At 66.0% G+C, this 21752-nt stretch carries 14 protein-coding genes and 3 pseudogenes; 10 read left to right on the forward strand and 7 right to left on the reverse strand.

Annotated features, from left to right (window positions below):
• Positions 1-43: 43 nt before the first annotated feature.
• The 6 genes and pseudogenes from OG413_RS32430 (at position 44) to OG413_RS32455 (ending at position 8351) form a co-directional block, all read left to right on the forward strand.
• On the forward strand, positions 44-3082 hold the full coding sequence (locus OG413_RS32430) for a hypothetical protein (RefSeq protein WP_266811827.1): 3039 nt from the start codon (positions 44-46) through the stop codon (positions 3080-3082).
• A gap of 270 nt (positions 3083-3352) precedes the next feature.
• Complete coding sequence (locus tag OG413_RS32435) at positions 3353-3736, forward strand: hypothetical protein (RefSeq protein ID WP_266811828.1); 384 nt, start codon at positions 3353-3355, stop codon at positions 3734-3736.
• A gap of 34 nt (positions 3737-3770) precedes the next feature.
• Positions 3771-4859, forward strand: a complete 1089-nt coding sequence (locus OG413_RS32440) for an IS630 family transposase (protein ID WP_266803243.1) — start codon at positions 3771-3773, stop codon at positions 4857-4859.
• 191 nt (positions 4860-5050) lie between these two features.
• A complete protein-coding gene (locus OG413_RS32445) occupies positions 5051-6382 on the forward strand; it encodes a hypothetical protein (RefSeq protein WP_266811829.1) in 1332 nt (443 codons plus the stop codon).
• 16 nt (positions 6383-6398) lie between these two features.
• Positions 6399-6602, forward strand: a complete 204-nt coding sequence (locus tag OG413_RS32450; RefSeq protein WP_266811831.1) for a hypothetical protein — start codon at positions 6399-6401, stop codon at positions 6600-6602.
• Between the two features lie 457 nt (positions 6603-7059).
• Positions 7060-8351, forward strand: a pseudogene (locus OG413_RS32455) (IS701 family transposase).
• 62 nt (positions 8352-8413) lie between these two features.
• Here OG413_RS32455 and OG413_RS32460 read toward each other — a convergent pair.
• Positions 8414-8986: a TetR/AcrR family transcriptional regulator gene (locus OG413_RS32460; protein WP_266811832.1), complete on the reverse strand. Its 573-nt coding sequence runs from the start codon at positions 8984-8986 to the stop codon at positions 8414-8416.
• A gap of 83 nt (positions 8987-9069) precedes the next feature.
• Between OG413_RS32460 and OG413_RS32465 the strand changes: the two genes are divergently transcribed.
• The gene (locus tag OG413_RS32465; RefSeq protein WP_266813213.1) at positions 9070-10020 is read left to right on the forward strand and encodes an NADP-dependent oxidoreductase; all 951 of its coding nucleotides are present in this window, start codon (positions 9070-9072) and stop codon (positions 10018-10020) included.
• Between the two features lie 678 nt (positions 10021-10698).
• Here OG413_RS32465 and OG413_RS32475 read toward each other — a convergent pair.
• Both OG413_RS32475 and OG413_RS32480 read right to left on the reverse strand, forming a co-directional pair.
• Positions 10699-11001 (reverse strand): AlpA family transcriptional regulator, encoded by a 303-nt coding sequence (locus tag OG413_RS32475; protein ID WP_266811833.1) that lies wholly within the window; start codon positions 10999-11001, stop codon positions 10699-10701.
• Positions 11002-11123: 122 nt separating this feature from the next.
• On the reverse strand, positions 11124-11669 hold the full coding sequence (locus OG413_RS32480; protein ID WP_266811834.1) for a hypothetical protein: 546 nt from the start codon (positions 11667-11669) through the stop codon (positions 11124-11126).
• A gap of 267 nt (positions 11670-11936) precedes the next feature.
• Between OG413_RS32480 and OG413_RS32485 the strand changes: the two genes are divergently transcribed.
• On the forward strand, positions 11937-12488 hold the full coding sequence (locus OG413_RS32485; RefSeq protein ID WP_266811836.1) for a hypothetical protein: 552 nt from the start codon (positions 11937-11939) through the stop codon (positions 12486-12488).
• 13 nt (positions 12489-12501) lie between these two features.
• Here the strand turns inward: OG413_RS32485 and OG413_RS32490 are convergent.
• From OG413_RS32490 to OG413_RS32500, 3 genes and pseudogenes are all read right to left on the reverse strand, one after another.
• Positions 12502-13265 (reverse strand): annotated as a pseudogene (locus OG413_RS32490) (transposase family protein).
• A 354-nt stretch (positions 13266-13619) separates the two neighbouring features.
• The gene (locus OG413_RS32495) at positions 13620-15467 is read right to left on the reverse strand and encodes an FG-GAP-like repeat-containing protein (RefSeq protein WP_266811838.1); all 1848 of its coding nucleotides are present in this window, start codon (positions 15465-15467) and stop codon (positions 13620-13622) included.
• Between the two features lie 733 nt (positions 15468-16200).
• Entirely contained in the window at positions 16201-16572 is a 372-nt protein-coding gene (locus OG413_RS32500; RefSeq protein ID WP_266811839.1) for a hypothetical protein, read from the reverse strand.
• A gap of 629 nt (positions 16573-17201) precedes the next feature.
• Between OG413_RS32500 and OG413_RS32505 the strand changes: the two genes are divergently transcribed.
• Complete coding sequence (locus OG413_RS32505) at positions 17202-20654, forward strand: ALF repeat-containing protein (RefSeq protein ID WP_266811841.1); 3453 nt, start codon at positions 17202-17204, stop codon at positions 20652-20654.
• 97 nt (positions 20655-20751) lie between these two features.
• The gene (locus OG413_RS32510) at positions 20752-21228 is read left to right on the forward strand and encodes a hypothetical protein (RefSeq protein ID WP_266811842.1); all 477 of its coding nucleotides are present in this window, start codon (positions 20752-20754) and stop codon (positions 21226-21228) included.
• A 123-nt stretch (positions 21229-21351) separates the two neighbouring features.
• Here OG413_RS32510 and OG413_RS32515 read toward each other — a convergent pair.
• Positions 21352-21577 (reverse strand): annotated as a pseudogene (locus OG413_RS32515) (IS5/IS1182 family transposase); the annotation flags it as partial.
• Between the last annotated feature and the right edge of the window lie 175 nt (positions 21578-21752).

The following is a 21752-nucleotide window of genomic DNA, read 5'->3' on the forward strand; positions in this document are numbered from 1 at the left end:
CGATAGCACGCCGGTTGTCAGCGGTGTGGGAGAGAATCCTAGCGTGGCCACTTTCCCTGAGACCGAACGCTATATCCAGTTTCTGCTTGAGCAGTTGGCGGGCCGCAACGAGCACCATGTGTTCGAGCAGATCGTATTTCAGATTGCGCTGCGCCGGCTGAGCAGCAACATCGTGCCCGCTACCGGTCCGGTAAGTGCTGGCGGGGACCAGGGACGTGATGCCGAGTCGTACTACACAAACCTGCCACACGAGCTGCCTGGGGCGGGCGGGTTCGTCGGGCGTGCCACCACGGAACCATGGGTCCTGGCGGCATCCGTGCAGAAGCCGCCGTTGGACGGGAAAATCCGCGACGACCTGAAGTCGATCTGCAGCCGAGGCGAACCCGTGCGCAGGGTGGCCTTCTTCGCGGTGCACGAAATCCCGGTGGCGGCACGGCACCGGTTGCAGCAACATGCGCGGGATACCTACGACGTCGCCCTGGACGTGTTCGACGGGCAGGCTGTGGCCGGCATGCTCGCCCAGGGCGACCTGGTCTGGATCGCCCAGCGGTTTCTGGATCTGCCCTCGGCGATGATCCCGGACGAGCCGGCCGAGGCACATCCGGACTGGTACCGCTCCACCTTGACCGCTTTGCGGGAGCGGCCGGGCAAGCGTCTGACGCCGGGAGCCCTGTCCGAGGTCCGGGACGGTTTGCGGCATTCGACCTTCGACGACGAGGCGCGGGTGGACCTGGCCGAGTGGCTCGGCTACGTCGGGGAATTCATCGACGCTGGGGACGGAGAGCTCGCTCTGCGGGCGCGCTACGAACGAGTGTTGGCCGTGCTGCGCGGGAAGAACAGCTTGGACGGTGCCGAAGCGGACATCCGGGCAGTTATCGACGCCGCCCTGTCCTCGGAGCGTGTCGCGCTCCTGGATGACGCGGGCCAACTGCTGCTGTACTGGGGCGGCGCCTGGCTGCGTCACCTGGGTACGGCGAACGCCGAGGAACTACGCAATCTGGACCTGCGCCTGCGGCAGCGTGTAGCCGTCTTGATCGAGGCCACCGACGCCGCTGTCTACCCCGTACGCAAGGCGTCGCTCCTCGACGTGGCCGCCCGCCTGTGTCTGCACCCGCGCTGGCAGCAGGTCACACGCCCGGCCGAAGGGGCGCTACCCACCCCGCAGGAGACGACACGGCTGCGGCGGGCGGGTGAGATCGTGCCCACTGTCAGCCCGGCCAACCCCCTGGTGGACGTCACCGAGGCGATGGACTGTCTGGAACAACTGGTCGACCTGCTGCCGCAGGCCCCTGTCTTCCCGGTCGGCGGTGTGAGCGAGACGTTCCAGATCTTCGCACCCGCCCTTACCGAAGACCCTCGCTACGAGAAGATCCGCGACGCGCTGGACGCCGCGCAGGCGGACCTCGCAGGTGACAGCAGTGTCGCTGCACGCTGCCGGGACCGTGCGATGGCATTCCTGCGCGCGGGCAGACCGCTGGACGCGCTGCAAGAACTGCACGAGGTCAAAATCAACTGGTGGCACGGCGACACCCTGCGCGGCGCGCTGCTCACTATGCGCATGATCGGGAAGATCTACGGCGACCTGGACCTGCAGCAAGCCGCCCGGCAGTACGCAATGACCGCCGCCGCCGTCGCCGCCTCAGCCGCAGGCCAAGAACATCAAGACCTGCTACCCGCCACATTGACCCAAGCCATGGCCCATACCCACGCGGCTGGCCACTGGGGCGACGCCCTCGCTCTCGGCGGACTCGCCTTCATGGCCCACCACCTGTTCGCCGAGACCCCCGAGGACTACCCCTCTCACGGCTACATCCAGCAACTCGACTTCCACTCCAGCATGGTCATGCTCAGCGCAGAGCGGTTCCGCCCCGCGCTCATGCCGGCCCTGCGTGAGCTCACCGATGCGGACTACCTGGCCGACCTGAACGAACACCTCCCGCTGATCCGGCCCAGCTTCACACAGACCGAGCAGCAGTTCATCCAGAACGCAGACGACCAGCTCACCGGAAGACCGTTCTCGGACGTGGGAGCGCACCGGGACATGAACTTCGCAGCCCTAGGCACAACATGGCGTATCCGGTGCGACAACACCCGCGCCACCGTCCTGGCAGCCGAGCGTTTCACCGCCGCGGTGCAGATCTCGCTTGCCGAACTCGCCCCGCACGAACCTCTGTTCTTCCCTCAGGACATCCTGGTCCGGGTGATCACGGGCACACCACTGGGCGGAGGGGACAGAGTCACCTTCCGGCCCAACAATCACGCCATCGACTGCACCGTCATCCTCAGCCCCTACAGCGCCTCGACCGACCACACAGCCTTCGAACGTGAACTGTCCACCACGGTGGTACACCTACTGGCCCACCTCAGCGCCAGGCCCACCGAGGCGTTCATGTCCCTGGTGAAGACGACATTCGCCCGCGGACTCCTGCACAAACTGATCAGCGGTCGCCCCTACGACGAAGCCGCCGGTCTGCTGACCGAGGCCCACTACAACACCCTGCGGCAAGCCGCTATGCCACCGTGGTCGGACACGGCATTCCAGCCCCCCACCGCCCCGCAACTCGCCCAGCCCACGACACCGGGACCCGGCTACGACCGCACCAGAGCACTCGACATGATCCGCGACAACTACACCGACCTGCCCCAGGTACTCAGCGAGACACTGCCCAGGGTCCTGGCCGACCCCGACACTCGCTCAGTACTGCAGGAACTGCGCGAGGAAGGATGGCTCGACTGGCAGATCCTGCTGACCCTGGCCAACATCGCCGCTAACCTACGGCTGCAGCAGGCCAGCCCGGGCAGCATCACCCGCTTCTTCCAGACACCGGAAAGCCACTACGCAACCGCACTGCCCCTGAACGCCTTCACCGCTGACAGCCTGCGCGCACAGATGGACGTAACTCTGCTGGCCGTCGCCCAACGCCGCTGGAAATTGGGCTCCGCCATGACAACCCCCAACCTGCAGGCGTTCAAAGAGCTGTTGGCCTCTCGCTACGGCTATGCGACAGATGACGTTCCGCACCGCGACCTACTCAATGGCGCCCCGGACGAGCGCGGGGCCCTGATTCCTCCGGGCACCTGAGGAACAACTCAAATGTTCGTACTCCTCCGACGCGATGTAGCCGAGGGCGGAGTGAAGTCGTTCAGCGATGTGCCGGGCGACGCACTGGAAGACGGCCCGTTCGCCCAGGCCGAAACCCCGTCACGACCCGATCCAGCCGGCCTCCGTGTCGCTGTGAAAGTTGATCCACCCCGCGCAGGCCGAGGACCCTGAGTTTCAGGCCCCGCTTCTTCCGAAAAGTCCAGCTTTCCGCCCGCGTGCAGGGACCGTTCCTCAACAGCACAATGCGATATGAACGTAGACTTTCCGATGCTCGACCAGGGAGGTCACATGGGCAACAGCGGGGGCGCGGCCACTCACTCGGGCGTCGACTTTCAGCAGCGAATCGCCGCTTTGGCCATAGCCCACATGCTCTGCGGACTCGAATTCGGTTCCTTGGGACCCACCATAGCGACCAAGATCACGGAGTTGCGCTTCGAAACGGCCGACGAGATCGACGACCTGGTCGTCATCGGCCCGAATACACGGCTCTTCGTACAGGCCAAGAACACACTGAGCGTGTCCCCGGACCCAGCGTCGGAGTTCGGTTCCGTCCTGGCGCAGTTCGTCGCGCAATACGTGTCGGATTCCCGGCGCGGCGACGCCTATGTCCTCGCTACGTCGCTAGTGTCCTGAGTCGTTAGTTTGTTTGCGGTTGTAGGGTGGGGCGGTGCCAGGTCCGAAGCCGTTGCCGCTGGAGTTGTCCGATCACGAACGCAGGGTGCTGCGGGGCTGGTTGCGCAAGCAGACCGCCTCTCAGGCACTGGTGTTGCGGTCGCGGATCGTGCTGGCGTGCGCGGAGGGCCTGCCGAACGCGCAGGTCGCGGATGACCTGGGCGTCTCGCGGGAGACGGTGCGCAAGTGGCGGTCCCGGTTCGTCGCGGACCGCCTGGAGGGCCTGGTGGACCGCCCTCGTTCGGGAGCCCCGCGCAGGATCACGGACGAGCAGGTCGAGGCCCTGGTCGCCAGGACACTCGGCCAGACGCCGCCGAAGGGTGACTCGCACTGGTCGACGCGTTCGATGGCCGGGGCGGCGGGGATGTCGCAGTCGGCGGTCTCGCGGATCTGGCGGGCGTTCGGCCTCAAACCGCACATCGTGGAGACCTGGAAGCTGTCGACCGACCCGCAGTTCGTGACCAAGGTTCGTGACGTGGTGGGTATCTACCTGTCGCCGCCGGAGAACGCCCTGGTCCTGGCGGTGGACGAGAAGTCGCAGATACAAGCCCTGGACCGGACCCAGCCGGTGCTGCCGATGGCGCCGACCACGCCGGCGAAGATGACGCACGACTACGTCCGGCACGGCACGACCAGCCTGTTCGCCGCCCTGGACATCGCCTCCGGCTCGGTCATCGCCCAGCACTACCGCCGCCACCGCCACCAGGAGTTCCTCCGCTTCCTGAAGGTCATCGACGCAGCCGTCCCCAAGCACCTCGAACTCCACCTCGTCCTGGACAACTACGCCACCCACAAGACCGAGCCGGTCAAGAAATGGCTGCTGCGTCACCCCCGTTTCCACCTGCACTTCACCCCCACCTCCGCGTCCTGGCTCAACCTCGTCGAGCGATGGTTCGCCGAGCTGACCTGCCGCAAACTCCGCCGCTCGGCCCACCGCAGCGTCGTCGAACTCGAACGGGACATCCGCGGCTGGATCAATGAGTGGAACAAGAACCCCAAGCCGTTCGTCTGGACGAAACCCGCCGACGACATCCTCGACACCCTCGCCGCATACTGCACACGAACTAGCGACTCAGGACACTAGGGGCATCCGAGCGGATCCGCAAGCAACTGCGGAAGGTCACCAACGCCGCCCGACTTAACACGGCTGGGGGCCAGGATCTGCCGCTTTCCGAGCAGGAGCGGGATGTCCTGACGAAGACCGAGGACATCATCAGCTTCCACTACCGCGACCGTACGCAGAAAGACATCTCCGCGTTCGATCTACAGCGGATCATGGCGATGATTCACATCAGCGCGCTCGACCTGGGCGAGGGCGGGTCACAGGAGTCCGCAATCCTCCTCGTGCTCAGCGGCATGGTCTCGGCCCCCGCCAACCATCTCTGGTCCATGATGATCACCCTGGCCATCACACATGCCCGCGAGCGGCATTCCCTCGACAGAGGCGCTGTGCAGGACCGCTTCGGCACGTACCTGAACCCCCTGTCTCCGGCTCTGCCAACAGCCTCCCCCGGCCCAATCACCGCCGAGCTCGTGGCCGACCTGTCCTTCGGATGGGACGTAATCCTGGCCAAGTCTCCCTATGACGAGTGCGACTTCATCATCACCGATGTCAAGCGGTTCGACGAGACGGGCGCGAAGCGTCACACGTTCTCGTCGGGGCAGGTGAAGATAGGGGGAATCGAGCAGTGGGACATGGTCGGGCGCTGGGCCACCTGGGCTGGCTGTGGACGCCACATGGAAGCCCACACCGACGACTTCAAAGACAAGAAGATGGTGGTACTCGCCGCCAACCTCCCTTACGATCCCAACCAGTCGAGCACGACCCTGACCCACGCGGCCCACTGCGCCGGCCTCGCAGCGGTGCACGAGGACCAATATGCCTGCCGGCACTGCGGCGAGCCGGTCTCCGAGGACGGAGCACCGCTTGTCGAGATCGACGAGGAGGGGAAGGCAGAAGACCTGGGTCTGGTCCACCGAGCGTGCTGTACGCCGACCGACCGCGTACTCGGCGTGATCGACGCGGCGTTCTTCCGGGACCATCATCGCCTGCAGAACTTCGACTACGCCGGGTGGCTGTCAGCCCTTCAGGGAGGGCAGTGGCTGTTCGGCGGTCTCACGGAGTCCCAGCTCAAGCGCGGTCTCATCACCTGGCGTTCCGAATACGACGACTTCTCCCGCGCCAGCTGGTGCGTCCGGATGACCTTGGAGAATGGCGAGAACACCTACCTCTCTGCACGGGGCCAGGTGAAGCGCATGTCCGCCGACAGGGCCGCGCAAACCGCCCAGGAGATGAACCACATGCTGGTGAAGAAGCAAACGGAGGGGGATCCGTTCTGTTACACCGCGAGCAGGGCAGAGTGGGGTCCGTACTCAATCCTGCTGGAACAAGGACATGACCCGATCGCTTGCATGAGCCGAGCCCGCGCCATTCACCCGGGCCATCGGAGAGGCGTTCTCCGAGTGCCAGCACTACTACGCCCCTCTGGCGTACCTCGTGGACGTCAAGACCGGAGACCCGGTGGTCGTCGAGGGCGTGATCTCTCTGCTCACCGACCCGTTGATTCTCGACTCCTTCCTCAAGAATTGGGAGCGGGCCGGCCTTGAGCCCCCGGAGTTCACCGTGTCGGCGCTCCTGACGGACTCACAGTTCGACCGCTTCGTGCGGCTGGCCATGACCCGGGGCCAGGGTGTAGTAGTCGACCCCAAGTGGGCGCTCAACGGTTCGCTGGTCAGCGGCTTCCAGGTGACCAGCTTCGAGCAGATGGTGTACGCGGCGGAGCAGGAGCGAGCGGCGGCCGAGGGCGCTCCTCCACAGGAGGCGTGATCGTCCGCAGCAGTGCAGCTACCGCCCTTAGCGTGGCTATCAGAGCGAGCTCAACTGTCGGGCCCTGACACGCGGCCAACCAGTCGACCGGTGGGCACGGATGCGTAGCTCGCAAGGCATGTCGATGCCGGATGACAGGGCCTGAGTCCGAGTCACTTGAGTGTGGAGGTTGGGGCGGCACGAAACCCTCGCCGGGCTCTGCAGTCCAGCTCAGTGGACTCCATTCCGGCGCCGACAGCGACGTGCGTCGCTCCACTCACGTCGCCGGGGGCTGCGCGAGCGTGCCTCACACCGTCTAGTACTCCAGTCTGACTTCGTGATCTTGTTGCGGACCCGGCTGGGGACGCGTATGGCCACCGCGTGATCATCGGTTGGTGTGTGGACAAACGAAGATCGTGTGGTGGCCGCGGGCCATGGCGTAGATCCGGCCCGCTGGCGGATGATGTTCGACCAGGCCATGGCCCGGATTGCGGGCCGCTTCGGCCGGGTGGAGCCGCGGGCGACCGCCCGCGGCTATCTGCTGGGCCTGCTGTCGGGCGTCGAACGTAAGAACTGCTGGCAGTTGGCCGAACAGGTCGGCCATGTCCGGCCCGGACCGATGCAGCGCCTGCTGCGTTACGCCCGCTGGGACGCCGATGCCGTCCGTGACGACCTACGCGCCTATGTCGTCGACCACCTCGGCACCGACGGCGCGGTGCTGATCGTGGATGAGACCGGCTTCGTGAAGAAGGGCCACGCCTCGGCGGGCGTGCAACGGCAGTACACCGGCACCGCGGGACGCATCGAGAACTCACAGGTCGGCGTGTTCCTCGCCTACGCCACCGAGCGGGGACGGGCGTTGATCGACCGTCGGCTCTACCTGCCCGAACACTCCTGGTCCAACGACCCCGAGCGCCGCCGCGAGGCCGACATGCCCGAGGACGTGCAGTTCGCGACCAAGCCCCGCCTGGCCTGGGAGATGATTGAGACGGCGCTGGACGCCAGGATCACCGCATCCTGGGTGACCGGCGACGAAGCTTACGGACAGGACCCTCATCTACGGCTTGCCCTGGAGACACGCGAAGTCGGCTACGTTTTGGCCGTCGCCTGCTCGACGAGAATGCGGGTCAACCAGGGTCGCGCCCCTGCTCGCGCGGACACCGTCGCCGGCAGTCTGCCTGCCACGGCCTGGCAACGGCACAGTGCTGGCAACGGTGCGAAGGGCCCGCGCTACTATGACTGGGCCTGGGTCCACATCGGCACTGCAGCCACCGCCATCTGCTGATCCGCCGCAACCGGACCACCGGCGAACTCGCCTTCTACCGGTGCTGGTCACCCACCGAAGTGACCCTGGCCGAAAACTGGTCCGCGTCGCCGGTGCCCGCTGGAGCATCGAGGAGTGCTTCCAGGCAGCCAAGAGCCACGTCGGGCTCGACCACTACCAGGTCAGGCACTGGACCTCATGGCACCGAAACATCACCCTCGCCATGCTCGCCCTAGCCTTCCTCACCGCCGTCGCCGTCGCCGGCGCGGCACCCCACCGGCCAACAGAACCGCATCACCCCACCCGAAAACGTGAGCCGATACATCTGACCGTCCCGGAGATCCGCCGCCCTGCTCACTGCAGTCCTCACTCCGCCGGCCATCACCACGGCCACACCGCTGCACTGGTCCAGTTGGCGCCGACACCATCAGTCAGCGGCTCGACGCAGTCACTACCGGCGACGATCTCTCAAGGAACCCACCAGATGGACCAGGAAGCCGCACTGAGGTAAGGCCGCTTCCCGGACAGCCGGTTCTACGCTTACCTGCGAGGCATGTTTGCGGCCGACTCAGCGGATCGTTGGAGCTGGTGGCGCAACCACTTCGCACAGCTCGGCGGCGGCCTGAGCCATGAGCTGAGCGAGGGTGGTGTCCGGCTCGGCCAGCCAGCGGGGCATGGCGCGCCGGTGGATCGCCAGTACCACGTCGATGATGAAGCGTGCTTTTCCGGGCTCGACGCCGCGGCGCTCAAGCGCCGGTACCAGCGCGTCGGCGATGGCGGCGAGCTTGATCAGATCGCGCTCGGCCAGTGCCGGGTTGGCGGCGATCACTCTTCCCCGGCGCCGCAGGAACTCGCGTGGGCGGAAGATCTCCTCCGCGGTTCCCAGCGCGGCCAGCAGCGCCTCGATCGGGGTGAGGCCCGGGTCGGCTGCCTCGGCCTGGGCGACGAGGTGCGCCTCGAGTTCGTTGCCGGCGAAGAGGACTTCCCGCTTGTCGGGGAAGTAGCGATAGAAGGAGCGCTCCTTCAGCCCGGCGGCGCCTGCGATCTGTGCGACCGAGGTGCGCTCGAACCCCTGCGTCTCGAACAGCTCGAGCGCCGCTCGTTCGAGCCGGCCCTGTGCATCGGATTCCCATCGCGGCATACCCACCAGAGTACGACAACAGGAGCTGTTATCAACTGGTACGGTCGATGACAACAGATGCTGTCATCAGCGAGGAGATCGCCATGAAGGCTCTTCAGTTCGACCGGTTCGGTTCCCCGGACGTGATCGTGCTCCGCGACGTCCCACAGCCGGAGCCGGGACCCGGTCAGATCCGGATCGCCGTGCGGGCGTGCGGCCTGACACCGGCCGACTGGCACGTCGTCGACGGTCTCCTCGCCGACCATCTGCCGCCGCTGCCGCGCGGGCTCGGCCTCGAGGTCGCCGGCACCGTCGACGCGCTCGGCGAAGGCGTCACCGGCGTCCGGATCGGCGACCGGGTGTTCGGCCCTGCCGCCTTCGACGGCCCGACGGCCGGCGCCGCCGAGTACGCGCTGATGCCGGCCTGGGCACGCATTCCCGAAGGCGTAACCGCCGAGCAGGCCGCCGCGCTGCCGATGGCGGCCGAGACGGCGTGGCGCGCGCTCGACGACCTCGGCGTTCAGCCGGGCGAGCTGCTGCTCGTCCACGGCGCAGGCACCACCGTGGGTGAGGCGGCGGTGCGCTTCGCGCTGCACCGGGGTATTCGGGTGATCGCCACAGCCGGGCCGACTCGGGCCGCCGCCCTGGAAGAGATCGGCGCCCAGGTGACCGCCTACGGCGAGGGCATGACCGAACGCGTCAGCGCACTGACCCCAGGCCCCGTGGACCGCGCCCTGGACACCACGCCGACCGGGGGCCGGATCGACCGCGCCGACCAGCCCAGTCCGGCCGGCGGCTCGCTACCGACCTTGATCGAGCTGACCGGGGATCCCGACCGCGTCCTCACCGTCTCGGACTTCGCCGCCGCAGCCGAACTGGGCGTCCGGATCACTACCGAGATCCGCTACGACCAGATGAATGAGTTCGCCAGGCTCGCCGGCGAAGGCATCCTGGTCGTACCAGTCGCCCGCACCTACACCCTCGACCAGATCCAGGAAGCGGCCAAGCTCAGCCAATCCCGCCGCCCCGGCGGCAAGCTCATGCTCGTCCTGTGATCACCCTGCTGGCGTGGTCAGGCGAAAGGAGTCCACACACCCCGATGGTCACGCGGTGACCGCACCCGTTCCCGACCAGGGTCTCTACGAGATCGCGAAGTCACACTGGAGTACTAAGGGCCACACTCCGCAGGCTCTGCCGAGCGGCTACGGCTCCGCGAAGATCGCGTCGATGGCAGCGGCACCCCGTGCGCCCGCGCGGGGCAGGAAGTGGGAGTACTTCCGCAGCGTGAACCCCGGGAGTGACGCAGGACTTCCGGGCCGAGGGCGTTGAGCGGTTGGGCTCCGAGGTGGGGAATGATGTGCCGCCGTACCCTCTGTTCGATCCGCTCGATCGTAGAGGGGTCGCCGCTCTGCGTAGGCCACCAACGGGTAGCTACGTAGTCCTTGAGGGAGATGGCCCCATCGCGGGGATCGACGAACTCGCCTCGGCGTGCGTCGGTCTGGGCCTGGGCGAGCCAGGTCTTGGCGTCCTGGAGGGCGTCGAAGGAACGGTCCTTGACGCCGGGGATGCCCTTGACGCGGTAGCGGGTGCACTTGCCGTACATGGCGGTGCGGTCGCGTTTGGCGGTTTTCGGGTTGGGGCGCTTCTTCAGCCATCGGTCTTCTATGTAGCCGGCCAGTTTGAACTCCTTTGTAGTGGGGCGACGGCGGCGTTCTGCGGCTCAGGAGGCCGTGTCAGGCACCGGTAAAGCGGGCGGGACGCTCTTGAGGTTGGATGCTGAGCGGATTGAGGGCGGGATTAGAGCGGGAGTCGGCCTGCTCCTGTTCACGGACCCAGGCGTTCAGGGCTTCCACCCGGTACATGACGCGACCGCGGGGGCCCGTGCGGAAGCTCGGCGGTCCCTGACGGCGATGGCGCCAGACGTAGAGGGTGTGGGGTGAGAGGCCGAGGTAATCGGCGGCGTCCTTCACCGTCAGGAAGGCTGTGCGTACCGCCGTGGCGGAAGCAGTGGGGGCAGGCAAGGGTCGTGCAGGCATCTGGGGTTCTCTGTGAGGGACGGGAGAGGCGAGCCCGGCTGGGCGGAAACCGTTGTTCCGCCCAGCCGTTGCCTGTCGTGAGGCAGGGAAGAATCGCGGACAAGCCGCGACCCGGTGTGCCGCTACGGACGCCGTGCGGTCGAAGTCCGCTGACTCGGCAGGTCAGGAAGGGCCAAGGCGGCTTCGAGTCGGTCCCAAGGGATTTCGTCCCGTGTCGGCTTGCGAAGGCAGTTCGCGAAGCGATCGGCGAGGCGAGGAGCGCTCATTCCAGCGCATTCGGCCACTGCAAGAATGTGGCCCGCCGTCTGGTCACCGTTCTTCAGCCACGCCGCGATGCGCGCGTCACGGAGAGCCGATACGTGCCTACCGAGCGGCGAGTCGAGTTCATGCGCCGACAGAACCGCTGCCCGCGCCTGCTGCCAAACCTTCCGGTAGACCTCGGCGGTCAGCGGCCGTCCGTTGTCGAGGACAAATATCGTGCCGTCAGGGCGGAGATCGCGCCGAAGGGTCTCCTCCTTCAGGATCGCCGCCAACTCGCGGCAGACAGGAACACGCCGTACGGTGCCCGCGTGGTCCGAACCCTTCTCGCTGCGCTCTTGCGTCAGAGAGTGGACCACGAGCCAACCGGTGCCATCGTGCGCGAGTTCCACGTCTCGCACGCGCAGCAACCGGGCCTCCTCCGGGTGCAGTGAGCCTTTGCCAACCTCACGCTGAGGCGTGGTGGAGGAGGAGGGCTGCCTGGACCATGGTCGTGATGCGATGCCACCAGGAGTGAGCGCGACCCGGGCTGTTGCCGGACATCTCGCGCCCCTTGGCCGGGCAAGGCCACCACAGTCGCCCGGGGCTCGTGGTCACGCAGTCAGGCGCATGGTGCAGCCCGCAACACGCCTTGCAAGAATGCTTCCTGCACGCATGTTTCTACGGGGGTGGGTTCGTTGGTCTGGTTCGCGAAGAGGTTCCTCTGGGACGGGGAGCGTCCTGAATGGACATGGGATCCATTGAAGTCCGTGGGGCCCATGCGGTTCGGTCAGAGCAGGGAGGAAGTCTCAGCCGCTCTGGGCGAGCCGATTGATGCATGGGATGTCGAGAAGTACGCGCGTTGGTACCCCTTCTACGGGGTTGGCATCGATACCTACTACGACCCGGAGACTGGGATGCTGGCTGCAGTAGCTGCCGACGCCTGCCGGGGGCCGCAGGTAAGCATCGACGGCACTCCTCTGGTTGGTCGACTGCCCTCGGAGCTCGAACCCTGGCTTGAGGAGACCGCGTCGACACTTGAGGATCCGAACCTGCCCGAGTACGTGGACGGCCTGCGCTTCGGGCCCCGCGGGGAGCCGTATCTCCTCAGTTTGGGATTGGTCCTGCGTTGCCAGCAGAACGGTGACCACGCCCGCTGTCGCCCAGTGTTCCTTGCTCCTCAGTGGGCTATGCGAGGCCAGGAATGGATCGAGGACTTGATCCCCGACACGGAGTGGCTGACGTATTGAGCGATGTCCAACCTCATGTTGACGCGTGGTGGAGGACGAGTACGGCCTTCACGATATCGGTGATTCGGTTGGTGCTGCAGCGGAGCTTGCGTAGGAGGCGCCAGTTCTTGAGGGTGGCCATGGCTTGCTCGCCGAGACAGCGGATCTTGACGTGGGTGGTGTTGTGGCGATGCTTCCACCGCTTGAGGTGCCGCCCCCTAAACGGTACGCGGACGGGTCCGTCGGCGCCTTGATACGCCTTGTCCGCCCAGCACCGGAGTCCTGCTTCAGTAAGGGCTGCGAGGATCCCGTGGTGTCGCGCGGCGGTCAGGTCGTGGGTCGAGCCGGGCAGAGCCGGCGAGGCCCAGAGCAGCCGTCCGAACGGATCGGTGAGGACCTGGACGTTCATGCCGTGGCGTTTGTGTTTCCCGGAGTACCGGAGTAGTAGGTGGTGTCGGAGGCGATCCGGTCGATCGGCAGCACGGTGCCGTCCAGGATGACGAACGCCTTCTGCCGGATAGTCCGCATCGCCTCGGCCAGGGAAGGGGCGATGCCGGCCAGGGCCTGGACGGCTTCACGTATGTAGCGGTAGACAGTCGCGATCCCGATGCCGAACCCGGCGGCCAGTTGGGCATAGGTGTCACCGCACCGCAGGTGGGCCAGGGCGAGTAGTGCTTGTCGCGAGGCGGGAAGGCGTCGCCACCGCGTCCCGATGTCCTGCCGTCTGGCCGCCAGTCGTCCGGTCAGGAACCGCCAGGTGCGGCCGGACAGATCAATCGAGGATGGGTAAACAAGCACACGCAACTCCTGGCAGACAAGGGTGGTCATGATCGAGAACCCGTCTACCAGCAGATTCGTCGTTGTGCAGGACCGTCCAACGCGCGGACACCACCATCAGGTTGGAAAAGGCTCAGTGCCTCCGGGCCCGGTGATACCAACCCCCGGATCATGGTTAACAAGGGGGGAAGTCATGCCGGGCCCGGAGGCCGGTAGCCCCATTGCGGGGCCACCAAAAAGGAAATGGGGGGCCACCATTTCGAAATTTGATAACGTCGCGTGTCGTGTCCCATGTGATTACGAGACACGACACGAGCCGCTTTCAGCCGACTGCGTCCCGATCTGAGTAGAGCAGTCGGGCCTGGGGGCAGGGGGTCAGACGACGCTGCCGGTCCAGTTCCTGACCGGGGCCTTGACACCGGTTCCGGTGCTCGTGAACGAGAACAGAGAGTCGATGCGGCGACCGTCGACGGAGGTCCCGGACCGGTAGAGGACGCCGACGTCGGCCTTGCCGTCGTTGTTGAAGTCACCGGACACGGGCTGGCTCGCGGCCCAGGAGAAGGATCCGGTGCTGGCCCACACCTCGCGGGGTGCGGCGAAGTCCGTGCCGGTGCTCGCGAAGGTGAAGAGCGCGGACTGGTGCACGCCCGCCTCCGTGGCGCCGCGGTTGTAGAGGACGGCGATGTCGTCCCGGCCGTCGCCGCTGTAGTCGCCGGAAGTCAGCTTGGAGGCGTTCCAGTTGAAGGAGCCGCTGCTGGTCCAGGTCTTGCGCGGGTTGTCGAAGGCCGTTCCGTTGCTGCTGAAGGTGTAGAGCGACGAGGCGAACTTCCCGTCGTCCGACTTGCCGCCGTTGTAGAGGACGGCGATGTCGTCCTTGCCGTCCTTGTCGTAGTCGCCGGAGGTCACCTGGCCGGCCGACCAAGTGAAGCCGCCAGGGGTGGTCCAGGTCTTGCGCGGGTTGGCGAAGCCGGTCCCGGTGCTGTTGAACGTGTAGAGGGAGGAAACCTGGCCCGTGTCGGAGGAGCCGGAGTCGTAAAAGACGGCGACGTCGTCCTTGCCGTCCCCGTTGTAGTCGCCCGAGGTGACCTTGCTCTTGCTCCAGGTGAAGCCACCAGGGGTGGTCCAGGTCTGTTTGGGTGAGCTGAAGCTGGCGCCGGTGCTGGTGAAGGTGTATAGCGAGGTAACGGCGCCGGTGTCCGAGGAGCCGGAGTCGTAGAGGACCGCGAGGTCGTCCTTGCCGTCGCCGGTGAAGTCGCCGGCGGTCAGCTGGCTCTTGCTCCAGGTGAAGCCGCCCGGGGTGCTCCAGACCCTCTTGGGCTCGGCGAAGCCGGTGCCGTTGCTGTAGAAGGCGAAGAGCGAGGACCTGTTACTGCCCGCCGTGGAGGGGCCGTTGTCGTAGAACGCGGCGATGTCCTCTTTGCCGTCGCCGTTGAAGTCGCCGGAGGCGACCTGCGACTCGCCGGGCAGCCCGCGGACCTGGGTGACCCAATCGACGAGGTCGTCGGTACGGGTCTCCACCGCACCGTTGCGGGTTTCCCTGGAACCGAAGCAGCCGGCCTGCCAGGAGGCGCTGTGGACGGCGGCGAGCATGACCTTGCCGTCCTGCTCACGCAGGGCGGGACCGCCCGCGTCGCCCTTGCAGATCGCGCCGCCGTCACGGGTGACGGCCACCGTCGTCGCACCAGTCGCGCTCACGGCGAACGTGCCGGCGTGCAGCCGGTTCGGTACCCAGGACGTCGCGGTACGGCCGTAGCCAAGCGCCCGCAGGCTCTCGCCTGCCACCGGGGCGGAGTCCGCGAGCAGTAGCGGGGCGATGTCCGTGACCGGCTGAGCCAGCTTGGCCATCACCAGATCGCGGTCGGTGCGGGAGACCAGCTCGGTCACCTCGACGACCTTCCCGCCGGTCCCGGTCAGGTCCGTGCGCCCGATCGTCGCCGTGGTCTTCAGCGCCGGAGCCCCGGCGGGCAGCGGGAACGAGGGCTGCCCTGCGGCCGCGAAGCAACTGCTCGCGGTCAGGATCCACTGGGCGTCGACCAGCGAACCGGTGCAGGCACGCTTGGCGTCGCCCTCACCGATGTCGAGCTTCGCGGTGAAGGCATACGTGCCGTCCGCGACCGCATCACCGACCACGGCTTGGGCGGGAGATGAGAGGGCGAGGGCGCCCGCCGCTGTGGCGACGAGAGCAACTATGCCCCGCACACGGCGGGGAGGTTGGGTATTCACATGTTTCCTTGACAGGTTGATCGAAGAGACTGCGAAGAGCTTGTCGCGCAAGGCCGACGAGGTTGGCGTTGCGTTAAGGCAGTGCCGCTGTGCACGGCAAAGGTCCGGGACGCGCGGGGTGACCGGCCGGCCTGGGACCACTGCGCGCGTTGCTGGATCACAGGGTGCGAAAGCGCCCTGATGGTGCGCTTGGATTCCAGGCAAGTTCAGGTTGCGAAGCCGACTGCGCCCGACGAAGTCGACCGGCCGGGCGTGGCCTCTCCGGCCAGACGGGTGCACGTTCGGCGTCCGGAGGGCCCGTGAGCCGCCGCAAGGGCCCGCCGCCGGAGTGGACGGAGCTCGCAGGCCGCATCACCGCGCACCTTCCTGCGCTGTCTGCTGACGACGCGGCCCATCCGGACCCGGTCGCGGAACGCTTGCCTCTCCGCGGTCAGACCCCCACCCTGCGGGTACCTCATACCTCCGGCATACCGCGACGATCACTAACCGTCAGCCCCTACGACAAGACGACTTCAAGGTCAGTAACGGCCAGGCACGGTGGAGCGCGGTCCGGAGCCCCGGTAAGCGCTCCGGACGTGATGGTCGCCGTCAGCACGCTGCTCTCCAGAGCTACGGGGGCGAGCGTAGACACGTAGAACCCCCAGGGGTTCCGAGATGGGGTACGCGCAGCGGTCCCGGGTTGCCGTCGCTGAGCGGGGTCAAGATCGGATGAGGCGCCGGCGGTGGCGGTCGGTCAGCCGGTGACGCGGAGTTCGACGAGGACCGAGCGCAGTCCGGAGTCACCGGACTCGCCGACGGGCTGGTAGTGGTTGGCCGGCACGTTGACGACGGCCTCGTCACCCCCAGCGTTGAGAGTGGCCTTAACAGGATGTTCTTCGGTCCACACGCCGTAGGCGTCGGGCAGTTCGAGGGCGAGGTAGCCGCTCTTGGCGCTGGCCTGGAAGCAGTACCCGCTATTGTCCAGCCGAGACTCGATCTTGATGTTCCACGCCGCCGTGCAGGAGACGAGCATGATGTGGCCGTCGCCGCGCTTGAGGGTGATCTTGCGTTCCTGGAAGATCTGGTCAGCTCCCGGGTGGATGAAGTCCTCAACCGCAGACGGCATCTCGGTCGTCGTAGCCGGAGCCGAAGGAGCCTGCGGGGCGCCCTGAGCCATGGTGGGCACTGCGGTACCGAGCAGCGCAGCCGCTGCCGCTGCCGCTGCCGCACCGATCAGAAGTGGCCGTCGAGGGCGCATGATCGCCAATGTTCCTCCTCAAGTGACGGGGAACGGAGCGAAGCTCCTCCTCCCGAATGCGGAAAGTAAATCATATGTAAGAATCCTGTGACCATCACTCAACTAGGCATACACACGCTCGCCTGATGCTCTGTGATGCCTCGGCTGCATGCAAGCCAGAGGCAAGTTCTCCTGCACGGACCCCCACAGAAGACGTTGTCAATGCCGCGATTCATCGAGCTGACCACCTACTAACCTCTACCTGCCCTTCTCCTGAGACGCGCAAAGCCGCACCCGCCCACGTGGCGTCGAGCTGCCGCATGAGAACCCGGCACGAAGGAAACCAAGTGAAGATACGGGAACGCTCACTCGCAAGAATGTGGGGACGCCCCTCTCGACAACGCCGCCAAGCGCGTGGAGGCGGCTCCCGTGGCGCAATCGCCACTCTGCTCTCCGCCGCTCTGCTCACGGGACTGATAGGGACAGCACCGGCCTTCGCGGCCGACCCGGATCCGACTGTGGACCGGGCGCTCGTGCTGGCGTACTGGAAGACCGGCGGGGCCGGGATCAAGGAAGCCGCCGAACAGGCTCTCCTGGGCACCGATGCGGATATTCAAACCTTTCTTACCGGTAAAGACGAAATTGAGGTTGCCGACGACCGTGTCGATGTCAGCCGAGTCCTCAACGCCGGCGGTGCCGGTGTGCGCGACGCGGCCAAGACGGCGCTGCAAGGTACCCCGGAGGACGTGCGTGCGTTCCTGACTGGTGGCTGGGTCGACCCCGACCTGCAGGACCAGCGCGTGCAGGTTTCGCGCCTGATCAACCTCGGCGGGACAGGCGTCAAAGAGGCCGGAGGGACAGCCCTCCAGGGCACTCCGGAGGATGTGGAGAAGTTCCTGGCCTCGGGCCAGTACACCGCACGTGAGTCCGACGACCGAGTCCAGGTCTCCAAGATCATCGGCGCTGGCGGCGCGAACGTGAAAGCCGCGGGCAAGTTGGCACTGGGGGGGACCTACGACGACATCATCGAGTTCCTCTATGTAGGCCAGTTCGTGGCGCGCAACCGCGACCAGGAACACGCCACCATCGCCCAGCTGACCGAGCAGGCCAAGCAGGCGGGCAAGCAGGCCGAGGACGCCACGAAGTCCGCGAAGGAAGCCTCAGAGAAGGCCGACGCGGCGGCCGCCCTGGCCAAGCAGGCCGCCGAGAAGGCAGCCAGAGAAGCCGAGGCTGCCAAGAACGACTCCAAACGTGCCGCGGTCAAGGCCAAGCAAGCCGCCGACGCCGCGCGCGCCGCCGCCGACGCCGCACAGACAGCCATCAAGGCGGCGAATTCCGCCAACCAGTCGGCGCGGATCGCAGCGATGGCCGCCGCGCAGACCGCCAACGCGGCTGCCGCCGCGGCCGACGCCGCGAACCGTGCCTACAACGCCGCGATCGCAGCCGGCAAAGACAAGAACCAGGCAGCGAACGCGGCAACCCAGGCCAAGGCTGCCCGTGATGCCGCCAACCTGGCCCGCGAGTCCGGCGTGGCCGCCCAGCGGGCGGGAGAGGCTTCCCTGGCCGCGGCCAACGCGGCCGCCGCCTCCCGCAGCGCGGGCGCCAACGCCAACCTCGCCGCGGACGCAGCCGACGAAGCCGCCGGCCACGCCGCCGCTGCGGGCGCATCATCCGCCGAGGCCAAGGCCGCAGCCGCGGAGACTCGCCGGCACGCCAACGCGGCCAATCAGGCCGCCACCAAGGCCGAGTCCCTGGCCCGCAGGTCGGCCACCGCTGCGCTGGGTGCGCGGGATGCGGCCAACTCCGCCGCCAAGCACGCCGACAACGCCGCTGCCGCAGCCGAGGAGGCGGCAGCACACGCCGGCGAGGCCGCCGACGCTGCGGCCGACGCCACCAAGTACGCCAACGCCGCCAAGGTGGCATCCGAAGCAGCCGACAAGGCAGTTGCCACCGCCAAGGAAACTTTCGCCATCGCGCGGGAGACCGAGGAAGAGGAGCTCGACACCCGCACCGCCGCTGGCATCGAGCGGGCACGGACCTACGAGAGCGTCACCAGAGAGCTGGGGACCGCGCTTGCCGGCACCGTCGTCGAAGGCCGCACCATCGACGCGGACCTCAAGGCCCTCATGGTCGAGGCCAACAAGCCTGATGCCGATCTCACGACCGTGGCGGACAAGGGGCGTGCCGTTGCTCTCCGGGTCATGAAGCACTTCGGTGCATGGCACCAGGACGCTGCGGCTGCAGCCCTTTCCGGTACCGACGCCGACGTGCTGGAGTATCTGCGCACCGGCGCATTGGAGGCCGAACGCGACGAGATCCACCAGCAGGTGCAAAACCTGGCAACGACCAGTCCTTACCCGGACGTTCGCACTGCGGCGGCCGAGGCCCTCAAAGGCACTGACGCACAAATCCGGGCCTTCCACACCACCGGCCGCTACGACGCAGGACTCGCCGACTACCGGGTGACGGTCTCCCAGATCCACGCCACCGGCGGACCCGGTGTCAAGGAAGCCGCCGAAACCGCACTGAAGGACGGCAGCGCCAATGCTCTGCTCACCTTCATCAACAGCGGCCAGCACAAGGCCCGCAACGCCGACGAACGCGTCACCGCCAGTCAACTGATCAACGACGGCGGCCCCGAAGTGAAGGCCGCAGCCAAGATCGCCCTGGCGGGCAGTGCACCGGACCTTGTGCACGGCTTCGTCGAGGTCGGCCGATACATGGCCGACCGCAAGGACAAACTCGCCGACACTCACATCGCCCAGGTCCAGCGCCTCGTCGCCGAAGGCTCACTCATCGCGGCCAAGGCCCGGAAGAACCGGTGGATCGCTGCAAAAGCCGCAGCAGAAGCCAACCAGTCGTCCGCCGAAGCCGACCTGGCCGCCGCCGAAGCGGACAAGAGCGCCAGCCTCGCGACCAAATATGCCCAAGACGCCGACGCTTCCGCCGACAGGGCAGCAGTCAGCGCCGACCAGGCAGCCAAGTCCGCCACCACCGCCCGCAACGCCGCTGAGCGCGCTGAAGACGACGCTGACGCAGCCGAAGAATCCGCAGCTCAAGCGGAATTCTCGGCCAACTACGCACGGGACTCGGCATACTCAGCCAGGGACTCCGCTGACCAGGCACGAGCCGATGCCATCGAAGCCGGGAAAAGCACTGCAGAGGCAGAGGCAGCCGCTGACGAAGCCTGGGACCGCGTAGCAGTACTCCGCGCCCAGGAAGAGGCTGAAAAGCGGCGTATAGCCGAACAGTTGCGGAAACAGCAGACACTCGAGCCTGGCGACTCCCGTCGGTGTCTCGCCTACGCCGACGCCATCAGCCCAGGCAGCCCTAGGCTTCCGGGTACGCCCGACCCTCTCGGCACTCGGATCTGCACCATCTTCGGGGATCCTGGCGAAGGCTATCTGGCTGCTTACCATATGCGGCAAGGCGATCGTGCCAGAATGGAGCTTCTTGCTGAGATCTCCGGAGTAGTCGACGTCAAGAACTGCTGGAATGACTCCGGCGTGAATTCAGATTGCGCCTGGGCGCTCGCAGCCTTCACACCCTTCGGCAAGATTAAAGGCCTCTCCAAGGGGGCCATCACGGTCAAGGGTGCAATCACTGGATCCAGGGCATACCGTCCGATCGTCAAATGGAAGCGCGCTGACGGTAGCGACGGCTGGGGCCACGTGCAGAGTGCCCACCGAACCGGCGGAAAAGAGTGGCTTGAGGACCCGAACGGCAAGGGAGTATTCGAAGGTAAATTCGTCAAAGGCGAGCGCCTCAAGAAAAGAATTCAAGAAGCGGTAGGGCAGGGTAACGTTTCCGCCAATACGCAGGGGCGCACTGGAATTGTATACACACACAATTTCGGTCCGTCGAATCCCATAGGCAAGGTCGCCCCGAACCGGGGTGGCCATATATCAACAACGATCAAGGTAATACTCGACGCCAATGACGGGTCCGTCATTACTGCGCATCCGGTATAGTATTGTCGATCCATAGGGTGCCGCCCGAAGGAGATTCCAACTCCGGGCGGCACCTCCTTTCCATCCGAAAAACGTCTCTTTGCGACGAGGTTACTACATGCTGAGCATCGAATTCACCCCTGAACTCGGTAGGGATACACCCCCCGAACTTGAGAGCGCTGCGCTGCGGGGCGAAATTAACTGGGCCGAACTCTCCACGCTGCTCCTTCGCTACACCTACTTCATCTACCCTGTTACGCTCACGGTCGACGATACGGAAATTATCTCGCAGAATCGCCTCCCTCTCATTGATTTCATGTTTTGTCTCGCATATTCGGTCGAGGAACTTCGCGAAACGGGTAAGGGCGGGATAAGCTTCACTGAGGATTCATCGGAGATCCACATTTCCCTGAAGAGTGACCGCCTTGTTTTTTCCCCAACCTGGGCTGAGCCTGTAAACGCATCCTGCGGCGTGGAAGAATACACTCGGGTGGTGTCTCGTTTCATTCGTTCCGGCGTCCAAGTGGTTGTCGATCGCTATCCAGAAATGGGGAATAACCTAGCAATTCGCGAACTTCGAAATGCTGCCCTTTAATTTCTTGGGAAAGATGTCGACGACTGTCGGTCGGCGTCCCTCGTCCTACTTCAGGTAGAGGTTTTTCCGCAAGGGCGGAGCTATCCCGTAAGAGCTCGTAACACGATCATGGTCGTGCCTTCGGTCGCAGATCAAGTGGTGCTTCCTGCCGGTCTTGCGCCGGTCGATCTGCGACGGGCCGGTGTCGGCGCCCCCCTTTTTTCGCGCGTATGTGGGAGCCGTCCACGCAGGCCCGTGACCAGTCGAGTTCGCCGGCCGCGTTCAACTCCGAGAGCAGGACCTGGTGCTGCCGGTCGAAGACCCCTGCCTACTGCCACCGGCCCAGACGCTGCCAGCACGTCTGACCCGAGTCGAACCCCAGTTCCAGCGGCAGGAGTTGCCACGCCATGTCGTTGCAGAGGACGAACAGGTGCCCTCTGCGTAGACGCCTGAAGGGCTCATTCGGGAAGCTCTGCCGCACTGAATAAATATTGTGCGAGGCCCTGCTAATTCTGAAAACGCTGCGAATTCAAGTTCAAAGCGAA

Source organism: Streptomyces sp. NBC_01433 (assembly GCF_026340105.1).
In the GTDB taxonomy this organism is placed as follows: domain Bacteria; phylum Actinomycetota; class Actinomycetes; order Streptomycetales; family Streptomycetaceae; genus Streptomyces.